This is a genomic window from Luteibacter sp. NPDC104163 (assembly GCF_055584245.1).
This window is the reverse complement of the sequence record NZ_JBVJMK010000001.1, coordinates 529,354-550,590: the sequence shown is the minus strand read 5'-3', so window position 1 is coordinate 550,590 and position 21,237 is coordinate 529,354. Positions and strand designations below refer to the sequence as shown.

The 21,237-nt window shown below is 66.5% G+C and carries 21 protein-coding genes; 9 read left to right on the top strand and 12 right to left on the bottom strand.

Features of this window, described 5'->3' with window-relative positions:
* Positions 1-12: 12 nt before the first annotated feature.
* From ACZ6YI_RS02480 to ACZ6YI_RS02445, 8 genes are all read right to left on the bottom strand, one after another.
* Positions 13-957, bottom strand: coding sequence for a VTT domain-containing protein (locus tag ACZ6YI_RS02480; RefSeq protein WP_465777270.1), 945 nt, complete (start codon positions 955-957; stop codon positions 13-15).
* An 83-nt stretch (positions 958-1,040) separates the two neighbouring features.
* Complete coding sequence (locus ACZ6YI_RS02475; protein ID WP_465777269.1) at positions 1,041-2,438, bottom strand: sensor histidine kinase; 1,398 nt, start codon at positions 2,436-2,438, stop codon at positions 1,041-1,043.
* Positions 2,439-2,544: 106 nt separating this feature from the next.
* Positions 2,545-3,564 (bottom strand): phosphate/phosphite/phosphonate ABC transporter substrate-binding protein, encoded by a 1,020-nt coding sequence (phnD, locus tag ACZ6YI_RS02470; protein ID WP_465777268.1) that lies wholly within the window; start codon positions 3,562-3,564, stop codon positions 2,545-2,547.
* A gap of 116 nt (positions 3,565-3,680) precedes the next feature.
* A complete protein-coding gene (locus tag ACZ6YI_RS02465) occupies positions 3,681-4,367 on the bottom strand; it encodes a LuxR C-terminal-related transcriptional regulator (RefSeq protein ID WP_440325948.1) in 687 nt (228 codons plus the stop codon).
* Positions 4,368-4,454: 87 nt separating this feature from the next.
* Positions 4,455-6,365 carry an ATP-binding response regulator gene (locus ACZ6YI_RS02460; protein ID WP_465777267.1) on the bottom strand — a complete coding sequence of 637 codons (1,911 nt, stop codon included), beginning with the start codon at positions 6,363-6,365 and terminating at the stop codon, positions 4,455-4,457.
* 67 nt (positions 6,366-6,432) lie between these two features.
* Positions 6,433-7,110 (bottom strand): TVP38/TMEM64 family protein, encoded by a 678-nt coding sequence (locus tag ACZ6YI_RS02455; RefSeq protein WP_440327508.1) that lies wholly within the window; start codon positions 7,108-7,110, stop codon positions 6,433-6,435.
* A 34-nt stretch (positions 7,111-7,144) separates the two neighbouring features.
* Complete coding sequence (locus ACZ6YI_RS02450) at positions 7,145-7,702, bottom strand: nucleoside deaminase (RefSeq protein WP_465777266.1); 558 nt, start codon at positions 7,700-7,702, stop codon at positions 7,145-7,147.
* A 2-nt stretch (positions 7,703-7,704) separates the two neighbouring features.
* Positions 7,705-9,432, bottom strand: a complete 1,728-nt coding sequence (locus ACZ6YI_RS02445; protein ID WP_465777265.1) for a glutamine--tRNA ligase/YqeY domain fusion protein — start codon at positions 9,430-9,432, stop codon at positions 7,705-7,707.
* Positions 9,433-9,534: 102 nt separating this feature from the next.
* Here ACZ6YI_RS02445 and ACZ6YI_RS02440 point away from each other — a divergent pair, with 102 nt between their 5' ends.
* Both ACZ6YI_RS02440 and ACZ6YI_RS02435 read left to right on the top strand, forming a co-directional pair.
* Positions 9,535-9,804: a putative signal transducing protein gene (locus ACZ6YI_RS02440; RefSeq protein ID WP_465777264.1), complete on the top strand. Its 270-nt coding sequence runs from the start codon at positions 9,535-9,537 to the stop codon at positions 9,802-9,804.
* A 27-nt stretch (positions 9,805-9,831) separates the two neighbouring features.
* Complete coding sequence (locus tag ACZ6YI_RS02435; RefSeq protein WP_465777263.1) at positions 9,832-10,350, top strand: adenine phosphoribosyltransferase; 519 nt, start codon at positions 9,832-9,834, stop codon at positions 10,348-10,350.
* On the opposite strand, the gene ACZ6YI_RS02430 is transcribed toward ACZ6YI_RS02435, so the two are convergent.
* The gene (locus ACZ6YI_RS02430) at positions 10,340-10,954 is read right to left on the bottom strand and encodes a hypothetical protein (RefSeq protein WP_465777262.1); all 615 of its coding nucleotides are present in this window, start codon (positions 10,952-10,954) and stop codon (positions 10,340-10,342) included. The genes ACZ6YI_RS02435 and ACZ6YI_RS02430 overlap by 11 nt on opposite strands.
* A 12-nt stretch (positions 10,955-10,966) precedes the next feature.
* Positions 10,967-11,926: a DNA-binding transcriptional regulator OxyR gene (gene oxyR / locus ACZ6YI_RS02425; RefSeq protein ID WP_465777261.1), complete on the bottom strand. Its 960-nt coding sequence runs from the start codon at positions 11,924-11,926 to the stop codon at positions 10,967-10,969.
* 158 nt (positions 11,927-12,084) lie between these two features.
* Between oxyR and ACZ6YI_RS02420 the strand changes: the two genes are divergently transcribed.
* From ACZ6YI_RS02420 to ACZ6YI_RS02405, 4 genes are all read left to right on the top strand, one after another.
* A complete protein-coding gene (locus ACZ6YI_RS02420; RefSeq protein WP_045830364.1) occupies positions 12,085-12,633 on the top strand; it encodes a peroxiredoxin in 549 nt (182 codons plus the stop codon).
* Positions 12,634-12,893: 260 nt separating this feature from the next.
* The gene (locus ACZ6YI_RS02415) at positions 12,894-13,436 is read left to right on the top strand and encodes a carboxymuconolactone decarboxylase family protein (protein ID WP_440329131.1); all 543 of its coding nucleotides are present in this window, start codon (positions 12,894-12,896) and stop codon (positions 13,434-13,436) included.
* A gap of 175 nt (positions 13,437-13,611) precedes the next feature.
* Positions 13,612-13,971 (top strand): DUF1428 domain-containing protein, encoded by a 360-nt coding sequence (locus ACZ6YI_RS02410; RefSeq protein ID WP_465777260.1) that lies wholly within the window; start codon positions 13,612-13,614, stop codon positions 13,969-13,971.
* Between the two features lie 97 nt (positions 13,972-14,068).
* Entirely contained in the window at positions 14,069-16,747 is a 2,679-nt protein-coding gene (locus tag ACZ6YI_RS02405) for a M1 family metallopeptidase (RefSeq protein WP_465777259.1), read from the top strand.
* A gap of 91 nt (positions 16,748-16,838) precedes the next feature.
* Here the strand turns inward: ACZ6YI_RS02405 and ACZ6YI_RS02400 are convergent, their stop codons facing one another.
* The gene (locus ACZ6YI_RS02400) at positions 16,839-17,267 is read right to left on the bottom strand and encodes a DUF4879 domain-containing protein (RefSeq protein ID WP_465777258.1); all 429 of its coding nucleotides are present in this window, start codon (positions 17,265-17,267) and stop codon (positions 16,839-16,841) included.
* A 251-nt stretch (positions 17,268-17,518) separates the two neighbouring features.
* On the opposite strand from ACZ6YI_RS02400, the gene ACZ6YI_RS02395 reads away from it, so the two are divergent.
* Together ACZ6YI_RS02395 and ACZ6YI_RS02390 are read left to right on the top strand one after the other, a co-directional pair.
* Positions 17,519-17,917: a hypothetical protein gene (locus tag ACZ6YI_RS02395; RefSeq protein WP_465777257.1), complete on the top strand. Its 399-nt coding sequence runs from the start codon at positions 17,519-17,521 to the stop codon at positions 17,915-17,917.
* A gap of 34 nt (positions 17,918-17,951) precedes the next feature.
* The gene (locus ACZ6YI_RS02390) at positions 17,952-18,944 is read left to right on the top strand and encodes a LacI family DNA-binding transcriptional regulator (RefSeq protein ID WP_440329121.1); all 993 of its coding nucleotides are present in this window, start codon (positions 17,952-17,954) and stop codon (positions 18,942-18,944) included.
* Positions 18,945-19,041: 97 nt separating this feature from the next.
* Here ACZ6YI_RS02390 and ACZ6YI_RS02385 read toward each other — a convergent pair whose 3' ends face one another.
* Entirely contained in the window at positions 19,042-20,157 is a 1,116-nt protein-coding gene (locus ACZ6YI_RS02385; protein WP_465777256.1) for a Gfo/Idh/MocA family protein, read from the bottom strand.
* A 132-nt stretch (positions 20,158-20,289) separates the two neighbouring features.
* On the opposite strand from ACZ6YI_RS02385, the gene ACZ6YI_RS02380 reads away from it, so the two are divergent.
* A complete protein-coding gene (locus tag ACZ6YI_RS02380; protein WP_465777255.1) occupies positions 20,290-21,171 on the top strand; it encodes a phytanoyl-CoA dioxygenase family protein in 882 nt (293 codons plus the stop codon).
* Positions 21,172-21,237 lie beyond the last annotated feature (66 nt).

Here is a 21,237-nt window from a genome sequence, read left to right as displayed (position 1 = left end):
CCCAAGGGGCGTTCAGGTAGCCAGCACGATGGCTTCGACATCCCGCCCGGCGTCGCGCCAGGCGGTGATTCCACCCGTGAGCGGCCGGACATTGGCGAAACCCAGCTTGGTCAGGCGCTCGGCCACCTTGGCCGCGGAAACCTCGTTCGGGCATGAGCAATAAATGATCACGTTCGTGTCGCGGGGCAGGGTCGCCAGGTCGGCGCTGGCCGTGCCCAGGTCGAACAGGCGCGAGCCCGGGATCACGAAGGGGTCGTCGCGGCGGTTAGAGGTGCTGCGCACGTCGACGATCAGGGCACCCGGGTCGTTGGCGAGCAGCACGGCCAGTTCGTCCACCGAAATACGGCTCTTGCGCAGGCGTGCGATCAGCAGCGTGCGGCGGATGTAGCGGAAGGTGATCCACACCACCAGCCCGATCGCCGCGAGGGTGACCAGGCCCACCCCGAATTGCTTCAGCAAGGCGAGTACGGCATCGATCTGCCGGTAGAACAGCATGCCGGCGGAAAGGCCCACCGATATCCACAAGGCCGCGCCCGCCAGGTCATAGAGGGTGAACCGGCTGAACCGGGTGTCGCCCGCGCCCGCGATGGGGATGGCGACCAGCGACAGCCCGGGGATGAAACGCGACACGAGCAGCAGCTTCACCCCGCGCTTCTCGAAGAACCCGCTGGCACGCCGGACACAGGTGTCGGGCGACAGCGAGATGCGGCAGAGGCTATCCAGCACGCGGTAGCCGAAGCGGCGGCCCGTCAGGAACCACGCGGTGTCGCCGGCGAACGCCCCGGCGAGGGCGCCGAGGAAGGTGGCCAGGATAAGCATGGGGCTCTGCGCCAGCACCAGCGTGCTGCCGACCACGATGAGCGTGGGCATGGCCGGTACGGGCAGGCCGATCGCGCCGGCGAATACGCCAAGGAACGCCACTACCGGCGCGGTGTCCGACCAGTTGACGCTCGCCACGACCGTATCCCCGGATGCTCGGTTTCAGTGGCGCAAGGGTACGCCGGTCCGCGCTCCGCGCACAGGGGCGCAACCCGCGATTTTCACAATGCGGCGTGGTGGCTCAGCACGCTGGCGGGACGGGCTACGGTCCCGCTCGCCGCGCCCTCCAGCTGGACCCAGAACAAGGTGCCGCGACCGGGACTGGAACGCACGCCGATGCTGCCCCCGAGCAGCTCGGCGATCCGGCGCGCCACGGCCAGGCCGAGACCGTAGCCGGGGTGTCCCGGGAGCCGGGTGAAGTCGTCGAACAGCCGCTCCTGCTGGCGTGGCTCGAGGCCCATGCCGTTGTCGCGCACCTCCAGCCGTACGGCATCGCCTCGGCGGCGCATGGCGACCAGCACACGCCCATGCGGCGTGCTGATCACGGCGTTCGCCACCAGCCGGTGGATGAGCTCGGAAAGCAGGTTGGGGTCGCTGCGGACGGGAAGCCGACCGCCACGCCAGTGGATGTCCACGCTGAGCCGTCCCGCATCGTTGGCGATGGCATCGCGCTCGCGGACGAACAGGTCGGCCGCGATGACCTCATGGGGCGTGGGTTCGACCGCGCCGGCATCGAAGCGGGCGAGGTCCAGCAGGCCTTCCAGCAATTCGTTCAGGCGGGTCACATTGGTACGCATCTGGCCCTGCACGGCACGCTGGCGCAGGTCGTCGCCGGGCTGCATGCCGCCGACGAACAGCGACAGCGCCTGCAGCGGCTGGCGGAAGTGGTCGCCCAGCTGTTCAATGAAGCGCGTCTGCCGCGCCATCTCCTGCATCCGCTGGCGGAACGCATCGGCCAGCGCGGCATCATGCCGGGCCCGCAATTCGCGCATGTCGCCGATGAGCCTGCCGACGGCCAGGTCCAGCGATTCCGTATCGCCCAGGCCGCGGTCCTTGCGTGAGCGCAATTCGCCATCGATTCGCGCCATGACCACGTCGACTTCGTCGAGCGTATCGGCCAGTTCGCGCGCAACGAGGCGCCGGCTGGCGACGTACACCGCGCCGATGCCGACGGCGAGCAACAGCATCATCAGCATGGCGGCGAGCCGGCGTTCGCGGAGGGCGGAGGTATCGGTGACGGTTTCCAGTTCGCCCAGCGGCGTGGCGACGGAGACGCGCAACTGATGGTTCGCACTCAGCGGACGGCCGCTGTCCAGCGACAGGTCATAACCTTCATTGCGGTGGAGGATCACCCGCGCCGTTGGCGAGCTGCGCGATAGCGTGCGCGAAAGGGCGTCACGTGTCGCATCGTCTCCCATGTTGGCTGTCACCACGCCGGCGAGTCGCACGGCCTGGATGCGCGCCACGTTGCGTGCTTCCTGCGTAATCCCGCGCAGGTGCATCACGCCGAGCATCCCCGTCAGCGCGAGCGCGACCGCCACCATCGGCAGCAGGCCCTTGCGGGCTCGCCGCTCGCTGGTCGGCAACGACCGACCGGGCGATGGAATGGACGCGATCATGCTACGGCCTTGGGCTGGGTCTCATGACGAATCTATGAAACAGCCGCGCGTGGCGCGATAGACAAGGGGAGCTAAGCCTTGCGGCGTATGCCTTCCGGCCGATGGCCTATTTGCCACGTAGCCGCGCGACGAGGCCATCGTGGTCGGACTGGATCTTCCTGAACCGCGCCTCGCGCGCGTTTTCACTGACCCACTGCGCGGTGGTCGCGCGGCGCTTCTCCAGCGTGTATTCGATATCGGCGAAGGGTACGAGGCACGCGTTCGTGGCGGGCGCGAAGCCACTGATGTCGTGGATCAGCTTCAGGTTGGCTTCTTCACGCGCGCCGTCCTTGCCCTTGCCGTAGCCCGTAATGAATGCCGCCACTTTTTCCCGCAGCGAGGCGGGCAGGTCGTTGCGGATCACGATCACCGCATGGGGGATCAGCGACGACTTCCAGAGGACGCGAAGGCGCGCGTACTGGTCGGGAAAGTGCTGCTGGAACCGTTCCAGGTCGGCGGTGTTGTTGGTCGCGACATCGGCCTCGCCGTTGGCGACGGCCAGCGCATTGTTCTGGTGGTTGTCGACGTGGACCTTGGCGAAGAAGGTGTCGGAGTCCACCCCGCGGGCGGCGAACAGCTGCGTCTCCGGTACGAGGTAGCCCGAGACCGACAGTGCCTCGCCGCGCGCGAAGCGCCACGTGCCCGGTTTGGCGAACAGCTGGTCGAGGCTGGTGATGTGCGAATCGGTGGCCGTCAGCAGGACGGCGTAGTACCCCTTCGACCCATCGCCGCGGGTGAGCTGGCCGATCACCTGCATGTTCTGGCCCATCACGGCGTCCAGGGCGAGACGGCCGGAAAGGAAGGCGATATCGACCCGCTGCTCGCTGATCGCCTGCGCGATGCCTTCGTAGGTCGTGACCGACACGGCCCGCACGGGGCGGCCGAGCGCGGTATGGAGGTCATCCAGCATGGGGCGCCAGGCTTCGAGCGACTCCGCAGGCCCCCCGATGGGGAGGATGCCGAAGGTCAAAGGGGCGTTGGGATCGATGTCGGTACCGGCGGCGCTGGCCATGCCGGGCAGCAGCGTCGCGAAAGCCAGCGTAACGACGGCCAGCCAGCCATGGAGGAGCCGTTTCGTCGTGCTCACCCTGCCTGCCCGCATGCGCCTGCCTCGCGTCGTGTGACGTGCTGTCCCCCCCGGCGCTCCCTGCCCACCCGGGCGCCAGCTTACGCCGCGCCCGTGGCAAAAACGTGTCCTGTGTTTCAGTCCCCGAGATGCTGGGCGGCCACGAGGGCCTCGAGGCGGTTGCGCACGTGCAGGGCGCGGAAAATCGCGGCCAGGTGGATCTTCACCGTGCCCTCGCTGATGCCGAGCTCGCGGGCGATCAGCTTGTTCGGCCTGCCCTTGGCGAGCAGCTTGAGCACGTCGATCTGGCGATCGGTCAGGACCGTGGCCAGGCGCTCCTTGGTGGTCAGGCCATCGCCCCCCGCCGTCGCGAACGCCGGGACCATCGGGGTCGCCGATGCCGCCTTCATCGCCTCGGGCGGCACGTAGATGCCGCCGCCCACGACCAGGCGCACCGCGTTCAGGATGACATCGGGCGGTGAGGATTTCGGGATGTAGCCCTGGACGCCGAGGTCCAGCACGTGCCGGATGGCGGCGGGATCTTCGGTGCCGGAGAGGACAATGACCGGGCGCGCGCGATCGGTAGGATCCTCGCCGGGCTCCTTCAGCGCGGCCACGGCATCCTTGATGTGCTCGACGCCGTCGGCACCGGGCATGGCCATGTCGATCAACGCGATATCCGGCAGGGGAGCCCTGCCAAGGTGCGCCTTGAGCTGCGCCACCGTTTCAGCCTCGACGAACTCGACCGCATCACCCAGCTCGCGAAGCTTCAGCTTCACGCCCTCGATGATCAGCCGATGATCGTCCGCGATCAGAACTCGCATGCCACTCCTCCGCCCGCACTGCCACGAGCATCCCCGTTCGAAGGACCATAGCCCTCCCGGATGTCGGCGGCAAGCAGGCCATTCGCCTCAGACGGCCGCATGATGGACAGACCATGCGGAAACCATTACATCGTGGAGCCGTTCGGGGGAGACCGGCTTGTACAGGACCTGCGTGGTGGTTGTATCCACGTTTGCCAGGAAGTCGCTGCGGGTCTCCCCGGTGATCAGGACGCGGGCAAACGGCGGGGGATCCCCCGGCCGGCGGCGGTAGTAGCGGTCGAGCAGGGCCAGCACGTCCAGGCCCGTCCCCTCGCGCAGGCGCAGGTCGGAAATGACCAGGTCGGGCGGCTGCATCCACAGGTGCACCGCTTCCATGGCCTGCTGGGCATCCTCGGCGGTCATCACCTCGCAACCCCAGCTGCCGAGCAGGTAGCTGATGCCGGCCAGGATGCTCGGCTCATCGTCGATCACCAGCACGCGCATGCCAGCCACGTCGCGGGGCATGCCCGGCTCGGGTGCCGCGGCGGGCGGCGCCTCCGGGATCGGGTTGGCGGCCACCTCGGGCAGGGTGATCGAGAACACGCTGCCCTTGCCGGGCTTCGAGATCACCGTGGCCCGGGTGCCAAGCAGCCCGGCCAGGCGCTGCACGGTCGACAGGCCCAGGCCCAGGCCACGGCGCGTGCCTTCGGGCCTGCCCGCCTCGGGGCCACTTTCCACGCGGTAGAACTCATCGAAGATGTGCTCGACGTGCTCCCGGGGAATACCCAGGCCGGTATCCCAGACATCGATGCGGATCTTTCCGTCATCCCGCCGGCGGGCGCCGACCAGCACGCCGCCGCAGCGGGTATAACGCAGCGCGTTGCTCACCAGGTTGTTCAGGATCCGCGCGAGCATCGTGCGGTCGGTCCGCACCCATGCACCCGTGGTGCGCACCACGAGGCGCAGGTCGTGCTGCTCGGCCACCATGCGGAAGTTCACGCTGACTTCCTCGAACACCTCGTCCAGCGCGATATCCCGCGGTGCGGCCTTCATCGCGCCGGTGTCCAGCCGCGAGAGGTCCAGCAGTTCGCTGAACAGGTGGTCGAGCGACTCCACGCATTCCTGGATGTGCGCGATGCGATTCAGCCGGACCGGATCGAATTCATCCACGGCCAGGCCGGAGGAAAACAGGGTCAGCGCATACAGCGGCTGGCGAAGATCATGCGACGCGGCGGCAAGGAAACGCGCCTTCGCGACGCTGGCGGCTTCCAGCGCTGCGTTCTTGCGCGCAAGTTCGTCCGTGGCCGTGGCGATCTCGCGTTCCATGCCGATCTGCGCGTGCAGCAGCTTCGATGCCGCGCCGTTGAAGCCCCGTTGCAGGTCGCCGATCTCGGTGTCGTCGGTTACCGGCACCACGACCGTGCGGTCGCCCAGGCCGAGCTGGCGCACGGCAATGGCCAGGTTGCGCAACGGCGCGCTCATCCAGCGGGCCGCGGACCAGCCGATCATGATGGCGATCAGCAGGCTCAGCGAGAGCCAGATCAGCGCGTTGTGCACGCTGGCGCGCTGCGCCGCGACGGCATCTTCCACGCTGACATCCACGGTGACCGAGCCCACCACGCGGTGGCTGACCGGGTCGAGCACATCACGTGAAACGGTCAGGTTGTCATCATCCTCGACCGTACCGTTCACCCGGTCGGCGAGGATCTCGCCGTCGCGATCGGCGATGCGTACCCGCGACACCTGCGGCAGCTGCACGATGGATTGCGCGATGCGGCCGAGTTCGCGGCGCTGCTCGCTACGCAGCGCCTCGCCGGAAACGGTCGCGGCCTGCTGGGCGATGGCGTCCGCCGTCGAGCGGCCCATCTCGTGCAGCGTATCCATCTGGTGGCGGGTCAGCAGGGTGACGAGCAGTACCGCGCTGATCGCGGTCGGGGCGAGGGCGACGCAGGTCAGGCGCTGCACGAGGGACGTGCGCCGCCACACCTTTTCCAGCCAAGAAGCCGATCCATCCCGCATGCCTGTCCCCTGGCGCCGCCCGGGCCGGCGCGAGGCTTTAGCCTAGCGCAAGTTGCCGGGACGGGCCCTAGTCCCTATGGCGGTCTTGCCAGGCCTTCACGAGCGAGGGCAGGGTCGCGATGACGACGAACACCGCCAAGGGAACGAGCAGCCGCGCGTTGGCGAGGGTGGAGGCGGTGACCGGTCCCTGCCCAAGCGTATCGGCGAGTCCCGCGCCGATAGCGCTTTCGACCGCTATCGATACGGTGCCGCCAAGCCACGTGGCGGCGATGAACAGCAGGGGCGGGCAGCCCAGCCAGGCGAGGGCGAGGGTCATCGCGCCCAACGGCACGATCGGCACGAAGCGCAAGGCGAACGTATGCCGAACGGGATGCCGCCTGTACCGGTCGCGCAGGCGTTCGGCGAAGGCCGGTGGCTGGCGGGTGCCTGCCGAAAAGGCGTGCCGCCCCGCGCCATACAGCACGAGCGACCCGGCGACCAGCGCGACCGAGCCGAACAACGTGCCTTCGACTGTGCCGAACAACAGGCCGCCGGCCAGTACGAGGACGATGGTGCCCGGGACGCCGGTGGCGATGGCCACCGCGAGGGCCACGGTGAAAGCCAGGCGGGACAGGATGGGGTGGCTATCCACGAAGGCGAGCAACGAGCCCTCGCCCTTGACCAGGTGCGAGGCATCCACGTTCTCGAGGACACCGCTGGCGATCACCGCGATACCCAGCACGATCAGGAGTACGAGCGGCAGCATGGCGCGCCATGCGCGCCAGCCCTGGCGCGGTGGCTCAGTACGCGGCGCCGATCTCGCCATAGTGGCGCAGCACGTCACGCGCTTCATCACGGAGGATGTCGGTACGCACCGCGATCCCGCGGCGCGTGAGTTCGCCAACCCAGTCGGCGGGCAGCGGGCCTTCATCGAACGTGGTCAGCTCTTCGACATCGCTGGCGCGCGCGCCGATGAGCAGCGCATCGACGCCCGCCCACACGGTGGCGCCGTAGCACTGGCAGCACGGCTGTGAACTCGTGGCGAGCGTGACGTGGCTGCCATCCTCGTTGAGGCGGAAGCGCTGCGTGCGCTGCTGCGCGAGCATGTACGCCATCATCTCGGCGTGGGCCACGGAGCAACTCTGCGGCACGACGCGGTTCACGCCGACCGCGATGATGCGGTCGTTGCCATCGAACACCGCCGCGCCGAACGGGCCGCCGGAGGTGGCTTCGACATTGCGCGCGGAAAGCTCGATCGCGAGCTTCACCTTGGCGTCGTCGCCTTCATAGGCCTTCGAGGTATCGACGAAGTCGTGGACCCAGGCGGGCAGGGTGAGGTGGACCTGTGCGTACAGCATGCTCAGCCCTGCTTCGCCCACGAATCACGCAGCGTCACCACGCGGTTGAACACCGGCGCATCGTGCGTGTGGTCATGCATGTCGGCGACGAAGAAGCCCAGGCGCTCGAACTGCACGCGATCCTCGCGCTCTGCGCCGGCCGCGGCGGGTTCCACGTAGCCGTGCACGATGCGGCGCGATTCCGGGTTCAGGTGATCCTTGTAGGTCTTGCCGTCGGTGTCGTCATCCGGGTCGTTCACGTCGAACAGGCGATCGTAGAGACGCACCACGGCCGGCACGGCATCGCGTGCGCTCACCCAGTGGATCGTGCCCTTCACCTTGCGATCGGCGCCCGGCATGCCCGAGCGCGACTCGAGGTCGAGCGTGCAACGGAGCTCGACGACATCGCCGGCGTCGTTTTTCACGACCTCGTCGCAGCGGACGATGCCGACGCCGCGCAGGCGTACTTCACCTTCCGGCTTGAGGCGGTGGAAGCCCTTCGGCGGCACTTCGGCGAAATCCTCGCGCTCGATCCACAGCGAGGGCGAGAACGGCACGCTACGCGTACCGAAGCTCTCATTCTTCGGGTGGTTGGAGAAGGTGAGTGTTTCGGCGTGGTCGGCCGGGAGGTTGGTGATGGTGAGCTTGACCGGATCGATGACCGCGAGGCGGCGGGGCGCCTTCGCGTCCAGGTCTTCGCGGATGCAGCCCTCGAGCACGCTCATGTCGATCGTGCTGTTCTGCTTGCTCACGCCGATGCGCTCCCAGAACAGGCGGATGCCGGCCGGGGTGAAGCCGCGTCGGCGCACGCCGGCGACCGTCGGCATGCGCGGATCATCCCAGCCATCGACCAGGTTTTCCGACACCAACGTGATCAGCTTGCGCTTGCTCATCACCGTGTAGTTGAGGTTGCCACGCGAGAATTCGATCTGGCGCGGCTTGCTCGGCACGGTGGGCAGGCCGGCGGCGACCAGGGTTTCCCACAGCGACGGGTCGTTGGCGAGATCGACCTTGTCGACGCACCAGTCGTACAGCGGGCGGTGGTCTTCGAACTCCAGCGTGCACAGCGAATGGGTGATGCCTTCCACCGCATCGGAGAGCGAATGCGCGAAGTCATACATCGGGTAGATCGGCCACGCATCGCCGGTGTTCTGGTGGTGCACCTTGCGCACGCGGTACAGCGCGGGGTCGCGCAGGTTGATGTTGCCCGAGGCCATGTCGAGCTTCGCGCGCAGGGTCTTGCTGCCGTCGGCGAACTCGCCGGCGCGCATGCGCTGGAACAGGTCGAGGTTCTCCTCGACCGAGCGGTCGCGGTACGGCGAGTTGCGGCCCGGCTCGGTCAGGGTGCCGCGGTATTCGCGCACTTCATCGGCCGAGAGGTCGTCCACGTAGGCCAGGCCCAGGCGGATCAGCTTAAGCGCCGAGCGGTAGAACACCTCGAAATAGTCCGACGCGTGGCGCAGTTCGGCCCACTCGAAGCCGAGCCACTTCACGTCGCGCTGGATCGCCTCGACGTACTCCACGTCCTCCTTCGAGGGGTTGGTGTCGTCGAAACGCAGGTTGCAGGTGCCCGCGAACTCGCCGGCCAGGCCGAAGTTCAGGCAGATGGACTTGGCGTGGCCCAGGTGCAGGTAGCCGTTCGGCTCCGGCGGGAAGCGGGTGTGGATCACCTGGTGCTTGCCGGAGGCCAGGTCGTCGCGGACGATCTGGCGGATGAAATGCTGCTGCAGGACGGGCGTTTCGGTCGACATCGGGGAGTGGCTCTGCGGTGGGTGCGGCACAAACGTCCGAGTTTACCTTTCCTGCGCGCCCGATGCTTGCCGTGGCGCCGTGGGCCGGGTAGCTTGCCCAGCATGCGGATCGTCTACCACGCCCAGAGCCTCATCGATGCCCATCTCGTCCGGGATGCGCTGGCGCAGGCGGAGATCCCCGCGTTCATTTCCGGCGAATACCTCACCGGCGCCATTGGCGAACTGCCCGCCCTGGGCCTGGTCGCCGTCATGGTGCCCGACGCCGCCGCCGAAGCCGCCGACGGCATCGTCCGCGCGGTCGACGCCCGGCTGGCCGAAGCCCGTGCGGCGGCGGCCGAGGGCGATTTCGACGCCGGCATCCTGCCCGCCTGAAAGCCGGCAACCCCATAGGAAAACCCCATGCAGGCCATCTTCGACCTTGTCCGTGACGTGCCGGATTTCCCGCGCCCGGGCATCATGTTCAAGGACATCACGCCCTTGCTCGCCGACGCCGCCGCCTTCGCCCAGTGCATCGATGCGCTTTGCGCCCCGTGGCGCGGGCAGGGCATCGGTGCGGTCTGCGGCATTGAATCGCGCGGTTTCATCTTTGGCGCCGCCATGGCGCAGGCGCTGAATGCGGGTTTCGTGCCGCTGCGCAAGGCCGGCAAGCTGCCGCCGCCGGTCGTGGGCATGGATTACGGCCTGGAGTACGGGCTGGATCGCCTGGAGATCGGTACCGAGGCGATCGCACCGGGCGAGCGGGTCATCATCGTGGATGACGTCCTGGCCACGGGCGGCACGCTCGACGCCGGCCGTCGCCTGGTGGAAAGGCTGGGTGCCGAAGTGATGGGCGCAAGCGTGGCGATCGAACTGGGCGGCCTGAACGGCCGCGCGCGCTGGGGCGGCACGGCCCCGCTGCACGCGCTGGTTACTTACTGACGCCGGCGGCCGGTTCTTCGCGGATACTTTCCACCAGCACGATCTCGCAGCCGCCCGCGCCGGTGTCCTCGCGGGTGAGCGAGGTATCCCAGTGCCAGCCGTCGTCGCGCTTCACGTCGACGAGAAAGCCTTCGAAGTGGATCACCTCGCCGGGGCGCACGTCGCGCAGCTCGCGGGCCGCGGTGTCGTTCGCCGGGATCATGTGCATGTTGGCGCTCGAATCCTCGATCTCGTGCCGCGGGATCGGGAACGAATCCGTGTACCAGAAGTAGAAACGGTTCGACTGCGAAATGCGGATCTTGTCCAGTACGGATGAGTCCGACATCCGCCCCCAGCCCATGGCCAGGTCGGTCGGCGCGATCGGGGCAAGGTCGTCCAGCTGGTAATCCTCACGCGAAAGCACGCGCCCGGACATGGCGAACTTCGCCCGCGGCTCGAGCTTGAAACGGCCGTGGGAGAGTTCGGTGCCGCGCCGGATGTCTTCCTGGTCCGGGACGTCGCCCGCGACGATGCCTGGCGCGTCGTGCACCGGCCGGTGGCGCCACCAGTTGTAGCCGCCCCAGCCGCAAAGCACGACCAGCAGGACGACGAGCCAAGAACGCATCAGCAAAAACCGTCAGGGATTCGGATGGGCAACGTCCGAAGGCTTCGCCGGTTGACCGGTGGCGCAGCCCCGCGCGTTGAACAGGTCGGCAGGGACGTCGCGCACGACCTCCGCAAGCGACTCGAAGAAGGGGGTCATGGCCGAGCTCTTCCGCCACAGCATCGCGATGCGGCGGCTGGGCGCCGGCTCCTCGAACTCGATGAGCTGGACGTTGGTCGACTGGGCCACGGGCGGCTTCACGGCCAGGGTGGGCAGCAGGGTGATGCCGACGTTGGCCGAGACCATCTGGCGCAGCGTTTCCAGGCTGGTCGCGCGAAAGCCGGATTTCTCGCCGGCGCCCGCCATGTGGCAGACCTCGAGGGCCTGGTCACGCAGGCAGTGGCCGTCTTCCAGCAGGAGCAGGTTCTGCTCGGCCAGGTCATCCATGCGCAGGCGGCCATGCCCGGCCAGCTCGTGACCACTGGGGACCGCCAGCACGAAGGGTTCCTCGAACAGGAACTCGGTATGCAGGGAATCGTCGTGCACGGGCAGGGCGAGGATGCCCGCATCCAGGGTGCCTTCGCGCAGCATGTGCAGCACCTGCTCGGTCTTTTCCTCGCGCAGCAGCAGTTCCAGGCGCGGGAACCGCTCGCGCAGGCGCGGGATCACGTGCGGCAGCAGGTAGGGGCCGAGGGTAGGGAAGATGCCCAGGCGGATCGTGCCGGATTCCGGATCGCGCGTGCGCTGGGCGATCGCCTTGATCTCGTCGACCTGGGAAAGCACGCCACGCGCCCGGCGGGCGATTTCGCGGCCGGTTTCCGTCAAAAGGACTTTGCGTGGCGTTCGCTCGACAAGGGCGACGCCCAGCTCATCCTCAAGCTTGCGGATCTGGGTTGAAAGCGTGGGCTGGCTCACGAAGCTGGCTTCCGCCGCGCGGCCAAAATGGCGGTGCTCGGCGAGCGCCACCAGATAAGACAGATCTCGAAGGTTCATGGGACGATCTCGAGAGGCATTGCGATAGTCATAGGCTATCACATTCATGCCTACAATCGATTTGAGATATGTGTCCCCCTTCGCTAACCTAGCTCCATCGCTCGCTTCCCCAGGCGGGCAAGCCTTGTACACCAACCCTCACTCTGGAGAGTCGATCCATGCTGACCATTGGCGATAAGTTCCCCGAATTCAATCTGCTGGCCGTCGACGGCGGCCCGCTGGCCAACAAGATCGAAGACGCCTTCACCACCATTTCCGACAAGTCCTACGAGGGCAAGTGGAAGCTGGTGTTCTTCTACCCGAAGGACTTCACCTTCGTGTGCCCGACGGAAATCAAGGGCTTCAGCGACCTGAACGAGCAGTTCGCCGACCGTGACTGCCAGATCCTGGCCGCCTCGACCGACAGCGAATTCGTCCACCGCGCCTGGCGCATGGACCACGCCGACCTGAAGGACCTCAAGTTCCCGATGCTGGCGGACATCAAGAAGGAGCTGACCTCGGCTCTCGGCATCCTGACCAACGATGGCGTCGCCCAGCGCGCGACCTTCCTGGTCGATCCGAACGGCGAGATCCAGTTCGCCTACGTCACCGCTGGTTCGGTCGGCCGTAACCCGGACGAAGTGCTGCGCGTCCTCGACGCCCTGCAGACCGACGAGCTGTGCGCCTGCAACTGGAAGGCCGGCGAAGAGACCCTCAAGGTCGCCTAAGCCTTCAACGCTCGAAGTCCCGCGCCGCATCCCTCCCTCCCCCGCGCGGCGCGGGCACCCTGTGGGAGCGCGCTTGCGCGCGATGCCCGGTGCGGCAAGCGCCCATCGCGTGCAAGCACGCTCCCACGACCCTTTGCGACACCCCTGAATTCCTTCCCGGCTTGCCTCTTAGGCGGCCGCCGCGTGAACCGGTGCCCTCGCTCCGAGCCATTCCGCGATCCATTCCTTCAGTCCTTAAATAAACGATCAGGAGCACACCGATGAGCATCGCCGACCTGCGCAGCCAGCTGCCCGAATACGCCAAGGACCTCAAGCTCAACCTCGATTCCGTGCTGAGCGAAGCCGGTGCCCCGGGCCTCAACAAGGCGCAGATCGCCATGATCGCGCTGGGCTCGGCCTACGCCGCCCGCTTCAAGCCGCTCACCGAAGCCGTCGCCGCGTTCGCCGCCGAGCACGCTTCGGCCGAACAGCTGACCGCCGCCAAGGGTTCGGCCGCGATCATGGGCATGAACAACATCTATTACCGCTTCCAGCACCTGGTCTCGCACCCCGAGTACGAAACCATGCCGGCCAAGCTGCGCATGAACGTGATCGGCGCCTACAAGGGCGAAGCCAAGAATGACTTCGAGCTCGTCTCGCTCGCCGTCTCGGCCGTCAACGGCTGCGGCATGTGCATCGACTCGCACGACAAGGTGCTGCGCGATGGCGGCGTGAGCGTGCAGGGCATTCAGAGCGCGGTGCGCATCGCTTCGGTGATCCACGCCGTGGCCGTGGTGCTCGAGCAGGCTGAAGCTGCTGGCTGAGTAATTTCGTAGCGATACGGCTGCACCCATCGCGCGCAAGCGCGCTCCCACAAAAGCACGGTAGCTCCCAGGAGCTCGGCAGCTGTCGTGGGAGCGCGCTTGCGCGCGATGCCCTTTAACGCAGCCTTTCCATTAGCAGGCACATCCTCCGCCCACCAACAGCGGAGGGTGTGCCATGAGCTACGTCGATGGTTTCGTTCTGCCGGTTCCCGAGGCCAACTTGGCCGAATACAAGAAGATGGCCAGGCTCGGTGCCAAGGTCTGGATGGACCATGGGGCACTCTCGTACACCGAATGCGTCGCCGATGACGTCCAGGCCGGCAAGGTCACGTCCTTCCCGCAGGCGGTGAAGCTCAAGCCCGGGGAAACCGTGGTGTTCGCCTGGGTGGTCTATAAAAGCCGCCGCGACCGCGACAAGATCATGAAGAAAGTCATGGAAGATCCGCGACTTGCGAAGTACATGGATCCCAAGGCCATGCCCTTCGACGGCAAGCGGATGTTCTGGGGCGGGTTCAAGCCCATCGTTGAGATGTGACGCAATGCGGTAGGAAGGGGGTGCCTTCCGGCACTGTGTCGAAGGTCACCCCTCTACGCACGATGGGCGGGATTATCCACAGGGAGTCCCACCCACCATGCGTCGTATCGTCCGTCCCCTCCTTCTCACCGCGCTGGCCGCCTGCTGTGGCGCCGCGTTCGCCGCCGGCACGGACGCCGCCCCGCCGCTTGGCCACCTTCCCGAGTGGGCCCAGCCGGAGAGCTACAAGCTCGCCTTCAAGGTGGACCCGAAGCAGGAGGATTACTCCGGCTCGACCATCATCAAGCTCAAGCTCACCCAGCCGTCCGACTTCGTCTGGATCCACGGCAAGGAGCTGAAGGTTTCCAAGGTCGTCGTCACCGACGCCGCCGGCAAGAAGCACACCGGCAAGTACACCGTCGCGGCTGAGAAGGAAGGCGTCGCACGCCTCGACCTCGGCGGCAAGCTCGAAGGCGAGATCACCGTCGCCATCGATTTCACCGCGCCGCTGAACAAGCAGCTGCAGGGCCTGTACAAGGTCTCGCACGAGGGCGTGCCGTATGCCATGACGCAGATGGAGCCGGTATCGGCCCGTTACGCGTTCCCGGGCTTCGACGAGCCGCGCTTCAAGACCCCGTACGACATCAGCCTGACCATCCCGGCCGATGACCAGGGCGTGGCGAACACCGCGCAGGTCAAGGAAGAGAAGGCCGGCGCCGGCTGGAAGACCCTGACCTTCTCGACCACCAAGCCGCTGCCGACCTACCTGGTCGCGTTCGCCGTCGGTCCGTGGGATGTGGTCAAGGGTCCGGACATCACCCCGACCCAGTACCGCAGCACCGCCACGCCGCTGCGCGGCATCGCCGCCAAGGGCGAAGGCCACCGCATGCAGCACGTGCTGGGGGAGACCAACTCGATCATCCACACGCTCGAGGATTACTACGGCTTCGGTTATCCGTTCGACAAGCTCGACCTGCTCGCCGCGCCGGACTTCAGCGCGGGCGCGATGGAGAACGCGGGCCTCGTCACCTTCCGCGACTGGCTGCTGCTGATCGATCCGGATTCGGCCGCCAACTACGTGCGCGGCTCGTTCAACGTCAATGCGCATGAGCTGGCCCACCAGTGGACCGGCGATACCGTGACCATGGCGTGGTGGAACGACCTCTGGCTCAACGAAGCCTTCGCCACCTGGATGCAGCAGAAGGTGACGCAGAAGGTGCACCCGGAATACCGCGCCGACCTGGACCGCGTCCGCGGCGCCCAGGGCGCGATGAACAACGACAGCCTGGTCAGCGCACGCAAGATCCGCCAGGAAATCACCGGCAACGGCGACATCGAAACCGCGTTCGACGGCATCACCTACCAGAAGGGTGCGGCCGTGCTGGGCATGTTCGAAGGCTACGTGTCCGAGCCGACCTTCCAGAAGGGCATGCGCGCGTACATCCAGAAGCACAAGTTCGCCAACGCCACGGCCGATGACCTCGTCGATTCGATCGCCGAAGCCGCGGGCCAGGGCGAGCAGTTCAAGAAGGCGTTCAACAGCTTCCTCGACCAGTCCGGCGTGCCGTACGTGGCGACCGAGGTGAAGACCGAGGGCGGCAAGACCGTGCTGCACGTGAAGCAGAGCCGTTACCTGCCGCTCGGCAGCACGGGTGATGCGAACCGCGTGTGGGGCGTGCCGATGTGCGTGCGCTATGCCGTCGCCGGTGGCGACAAGGTCAAGTGCGAAATCTTCGACACGGCCGAAGGCAGCATCGTGCTCGACGGCGCCGCGAAGAACGCGTGGGTCATGCCGAACGCCGAAGGCCGCGGTTACTACCGCTTCGCCGAGAGCAAGGCCGACCTCGCCAACCTGGCCAAGGTCGTCAGCAAGCTGAGCGACGCCGAGCAGCTGGCTTACGCCGATGCGGTCCGCGCTGGTTTCCAGCATGGCGACCTCAATGCGGGTGATGTCCTTGCCGCGCTGAAGCCGATCACGGCCTCGAAGACCCGCGAAGTGTTCACCGCGCCGATCCCGACCTTCAGCTGGATCATGGACCACGAAGCCACCACGGATGCCCAGCGCGCCGTGCTGCGCCAGTGGGCCATCGATGCCTACAAGCCGAAGCTGGCTTCGCTGGGCTACCGCAAGAAGGCAGGCGAGCAGGACAACGACACGCTGACCCGTAACGCCCTTGTTGGCTTCCTCGCCGACAAGGACATCGCCGACAAGGACGTGCGCGCCGAAATGCTGAAGCAGGGCGATGCCGCGCTGAAGCTGAAGGATGGCCGCCTCGATCTCGATGCCGCGGATCCGGATCTGCTCGCCACCGCCCTCGGCGTGTCGGTGCAGGAGCACGGCGCACCGGCGGTCGACGCGATCATCGCCGAAGTCCCGAAGACCTCCGACCCGGCCAAGCGCAACGCCATGCTCGTGGCGCTGGGCGATGCCAGCGACGCCGCGGTGGCCAACAAGGCCCGTGACTTCGCCCTCAGCAAGGACGTGAAGGTCGGCGAGATGGCGATGGTGCTGGCCGGCGGCCGCGACAGCGAGAAGTCGCGCGACGAACTGTGGCAGTGGTTCACCACGAACTACGACAAGATCGTGGCCCGCACCGGCAGCTTCGCCGGCGGCAAGCTCCCGGCGCTCGCCGCGAAGGGTGGCTGCTCCAAGGCCGAAGCCGACCGTCTCAGCGCGTTCTTCAAGCCGCGCATGGGCCAGGTCAGCGGCGCCGAACGCGGCCTCGCGCAGACCAGCGAGGAAATCCTCCTGTGCTCCGCACTGAAGGACAAGCAGGACCCCAAGTCCATCAAGTAAGCCAAAGCAACAGGTAATAAAAAGGGCCGGGAATTCCCCGGCCCTTTTTATTTGCAAGCTCTTGTGGGAGCGCGCTTGCGCGCGATTGCCGTCACAAAACCTGAAACACCACCCGCTGCGCACTCCCACTCCCCGCCGGGTAAACAACAAATTCAAAGTTACCGCCCTGGTGCCCGCTGGCATCCCAGGTACGGCGGTAGCCGACGATGGTGTCGCCGCGGCGGCATTTGCCGAGCCCGGCTCCCGTCCTGCACAGGGGCTCCTTGCCGATCTCACGAAGCGAGTTGCTGAGGAGTCGCGCCTGGGCATTACTACCGTAGCCAATCTCGTCGGTAAGAATGCGCATCCACGCGCCGCCGTGGTCTTTCATCGTGCTGCTTCGTCCGGCGACTTGCTCATTTCCAGCGGTAGCGGAGCTCACCTCGTACACGTAGGCGCGTGTTAGCGCGTTTGATTGAGCGAGTGCCGGCGTCGATGCGGTCACTACGGCCGCGATAAGAGCGATGGGAAAAATGTGCATGGGTGTGTCCTGTCAGCGACCTCATGGCCGCGACACATCGTTATCCACGCGCAACACGGGGCACAGGCGATGGTGCCCGCGCGATTATGTAGGCGTTCGCCGCATTGCGACGATCTGCGAGAACACGCAGCGGCAGCGCGTAGGATTTTTGCGCGAATTCGTGACAGCGAATGCCGACAGATGATGTCCCGCGTCTTCCTTGCCTTGAGGTGACATGCTCATATCTCCTCACGCCACCGAGGAGAGTTCCCGTGCACGTATCCATCTCATCAGCCGTACCTACATCCCTAGCGCAGAAGTTCGACAAGCCCACCCAGGGTGTCACCCGCGCGAGCGAGCCGGAAAGTCCACTGCTCGATAAGCGCGTCGACTTTTCGCATATCACTCCTCGGCAGCTCCAGAATTACATCAACGAGCGCATCTTCTCGAACACCATCGATCCCGATGAAGCAACGTCGATCATGTCTCAGTTGTCAACGTATCAGATGCAAGATGCGCCGGACGTCCCCTTCGACCTTCGTGCCCAGATGACCGGCACGATGGAGTTCCACCAGGACCGTGGCGACCCCCTGGCTGCGTGGTATGCCCACCTGATCAAGCGCCTCGACGAAATGGAAGCCCAGTCGCTCCGCGTGGACGCTTTCGCCTAGCCAGGGTGCCCCGGCCTTGGGTTACGCTTAGCCCATGCACAGCCGGACCACTACCGCCCGTGATGTCGCCGAACTTGCCGGGGTTTCGATCTCGGCGGTTTCGCGCACGTTTACGCCCGGGGCCAGCGTGTCGGCGAAGACGAAGGACAAGGTGCTGGCGGCGGCGGAGTCGCTGGGTTACCGGCCCAACCAGCTCGCCCGGAGCCTGATGACCGGGCGTACGGCGCTCATCGGCCTGGTCTCCAACCACTTCGCGAACCCGACCTTCATGGAGGTGTTCGACCTGTTCACCCGGGAGCTGCAGGCGCGCGGGCTGCGTCCGCTGCTGGCTAACCTGGGTGAGGACGAGGATGGCAGCCAGGCGCTGGACATGATGCGTCAGTACAGCGTGGATGCCGTGCTCATCGCGACCTCGGCACCGCCGGCCGGCTTCGCCGCCTCGTGCCGCGCGGCCGGCATGCCGGTGATCCATGTGTTCGGCCGGGCAGGGCGCGGCTCGCCCGTGCCGGTAGCGACGGTCGATAACGTGGCCGGCGGGCGGTTGGTCGGGGAGGCTATGCGCCAGCGCGGTCTCAAGAAACTCGTCTTCCTCGGCGGCTCGCCCCACGATGCGTCGTCGATCGACCGTGCCAACGGCTTCGCCGAAGCGGCGGGCAAGTGCCTGCGCCGGACGGTGTTCGCCGGCAACTACACGCACGACCACGGGCGCGATGCCATGCTGGCGCTGCTGGAAGACGATGCCTCGATCGACGGGGTTTTCTGCGGCGACGACGTGCTGGCGATGGGCGCCATCGATGCCTGCCGCGAACGCGGGGTGGATGTGCCCGGCCAGGTCAGCATCGTCGGCTTCGATGACATGCCGCTCGCCGCATGGGCCGCGTACTCGCTGACCACGGTTCGCCAGCCGATCCGCGCCATGATCCTGCACGCCATCGAGCGCATCGCGAACTGGGTCGAAGACGCCAACGCGGTACCACGCAGCAAGCTATTCCCCTGCGAGTTGATCGAGCGCACGAGCCTGCGGTAACGCAAAGGGCACCCCGTGGGAGCGCGCTTGCGCGCGATGGGTGCTTGCGGCAAGCCCCCTCGCGCGCAAGCGCGCTCCCACAAAAAAGGGCGAACAACTACAGGCTGACCCAGCGGCGCTCCTTCGCCGATACCAGCGCCGCCTCGACCAACCGGTCCACCTCATACCCATCGCGAAACGTCGGCCACACGGCTTCACCCGTCTCCACCGCACGAAGGAAATCCCGCATCTCGATGACGATCTGGTCGTTGTAGCCGGTGCCATGGCCGAAGCCCATGTTGAAGGCGAGGTAGTCCGGGTGGGGTGGCCCCATCAGCAGCTTCTGGAAGCCGCGGCGGGCTGGCTCGCGTGATGCGTCGTACAGCCACAGCGCGTTCTGGTCTTCCTGGTCGAAATACAAAGCGCCCTTCGTGCCGGTGATGCGGTACGTGTAGCCCATCTTCCGCCCGGCGGCCACGCGGCTGAAGCTGAGGCTGCCGCTGGCGCCGTTGGCAAAGCGCAGCAGCATCTGGCCCTGGTCGTCGTTCTCGACCGCCTCTGGCCCGCTCCTGCCAGGCCGCGTGCCGTGCACGATCTGCGTATCCGCTACCAGGCTGCTGATCGGCCCCACCAGACGCAGGCACGCGTTGAGGATGTGCGGCGCCACATCGGCCAGTGCTCCCGCCGCGGTCCCCGTGCTGACGCGCGTACGCCATGAAGCGGCCAGGGTAGGGTCATGCAGGTAGTCCTCGACATGTTCCGCGGTGACCTGGATCACGTCGCCGATCTCACCCGAGGCGATGATCTGCTTCGCCAGCTGGCTCGCTGGGGTACGGATGTAGTTGAACCCCACCATGTTGGCGAGTCCGGCATGTTCAACGGCCTCGACCATGCGCAACGATTCAGCCGCGTCGCAACCAAGCGGCTTCTCGCAAAGCACGGGCTTCCCTGCGGCCACGCACGCCAGCACCATCTCCAGGTGCGTCCGCGGAGGCGTGGCGATGATCACTGCGTCCACCGCCGGATCGTCCACGAGTGCGCGCCAATCGCCCGTCGAACGTTTCCAGCCCCAGCGCGCGGCGTTCTCAGCGGCGCCCTCCGCCGTGGAGGTGGCGATCATCTCGCAGGAGGGCCGTAGCCCCGTCTCGAAGATGGCCCCCACGGACTGCAAGGCAATGGAATGCGCCTTGCCCATATACCCCGCGCCGATCAATCCAATCCGAAATCCGGTCATCAAAGCAGCCTTCTCGTAGGAGCGCCCCCATCCTGCCGATGTTGCACCGCAGGTTGCAAGCGCTTGCAAAACGGCCTAACTTAGATCCTGCCAACACCGCACTGCCGACCCGTGCCGCCGGAGACCCCGCCCATGAACGCCGTCCGCCAGCCCGCCATCGTCCCGCCGGTCTTCACCGAGGCGGACCTCGATACCGACGCCATCGTGCGCGAACTACTGGAGGGGACTGGCGCGGTCACCTTGCGCGGCCTGTTCACGAAGGAAGAAATCGCCGAGGCGCGCGAGATCGTCATGCGCGAATCCAACGGCGACGACCGCGGTGCCAAGGTCACGCACTTTCAGGGCGATGCGGAAAAAGCGGGGCGGATCAACCTGCAGCGCCGCGTGTGGAACCTGCTCGCCAAGGGCGACATCTTTTCGCGCATGGCCGCGCACCCGGCGATCATGCAAGTGATGCGCGCTTTCCTGGGCAGCGAATTCATCATGGGCTCGATCGCAGCCAACCGCATCCTGCCGGGCGGGCCGGGCCAGGAGCCACATATCGATTACCCCTACTGGGATTTCCATTCACCGGAAACACACCCGGTGCGGATCAACTCGTCATTCCCGTTGAACGGCCAGGTCACGATCATGCTGGATCCCTTCACCGAGGAAACCGGCGCTACGGCTTACGTGCCCGGCAGCCAGCGTGAGCTGCGCTATCCCGATGAAGACGATCGCTTCTTCGACCGCTGCGAACGCATGCTGGGTGAAGCGGGCGATACGGTCGTGTTCTTCGGCGCGGTGTGGCATTGCGCCATGCCCAACCGCAGCAGCATCGACCGCTCTGCGATCATCACCCAGTACCTGCCGAAGTTCATCAAGCCGATGGAGGACCTGCCGGCGGCGTTGCCCGAGGCGTTCGTGAAAAGCGCGAGCCCCGACATCAGGCAGCTGCTCGGCCTGAATTATCCGTACCCGGAAGTGCTGGACGCCGCGCGTGGCGGCAATGCTGAAGGCCGCAAGCGCTATTAGCACTGCGCTGTGGGAGCGCGCTTGCGCGCGATTGGGTGCTCGCGGCAAGACCCATCGCGTGCAAGC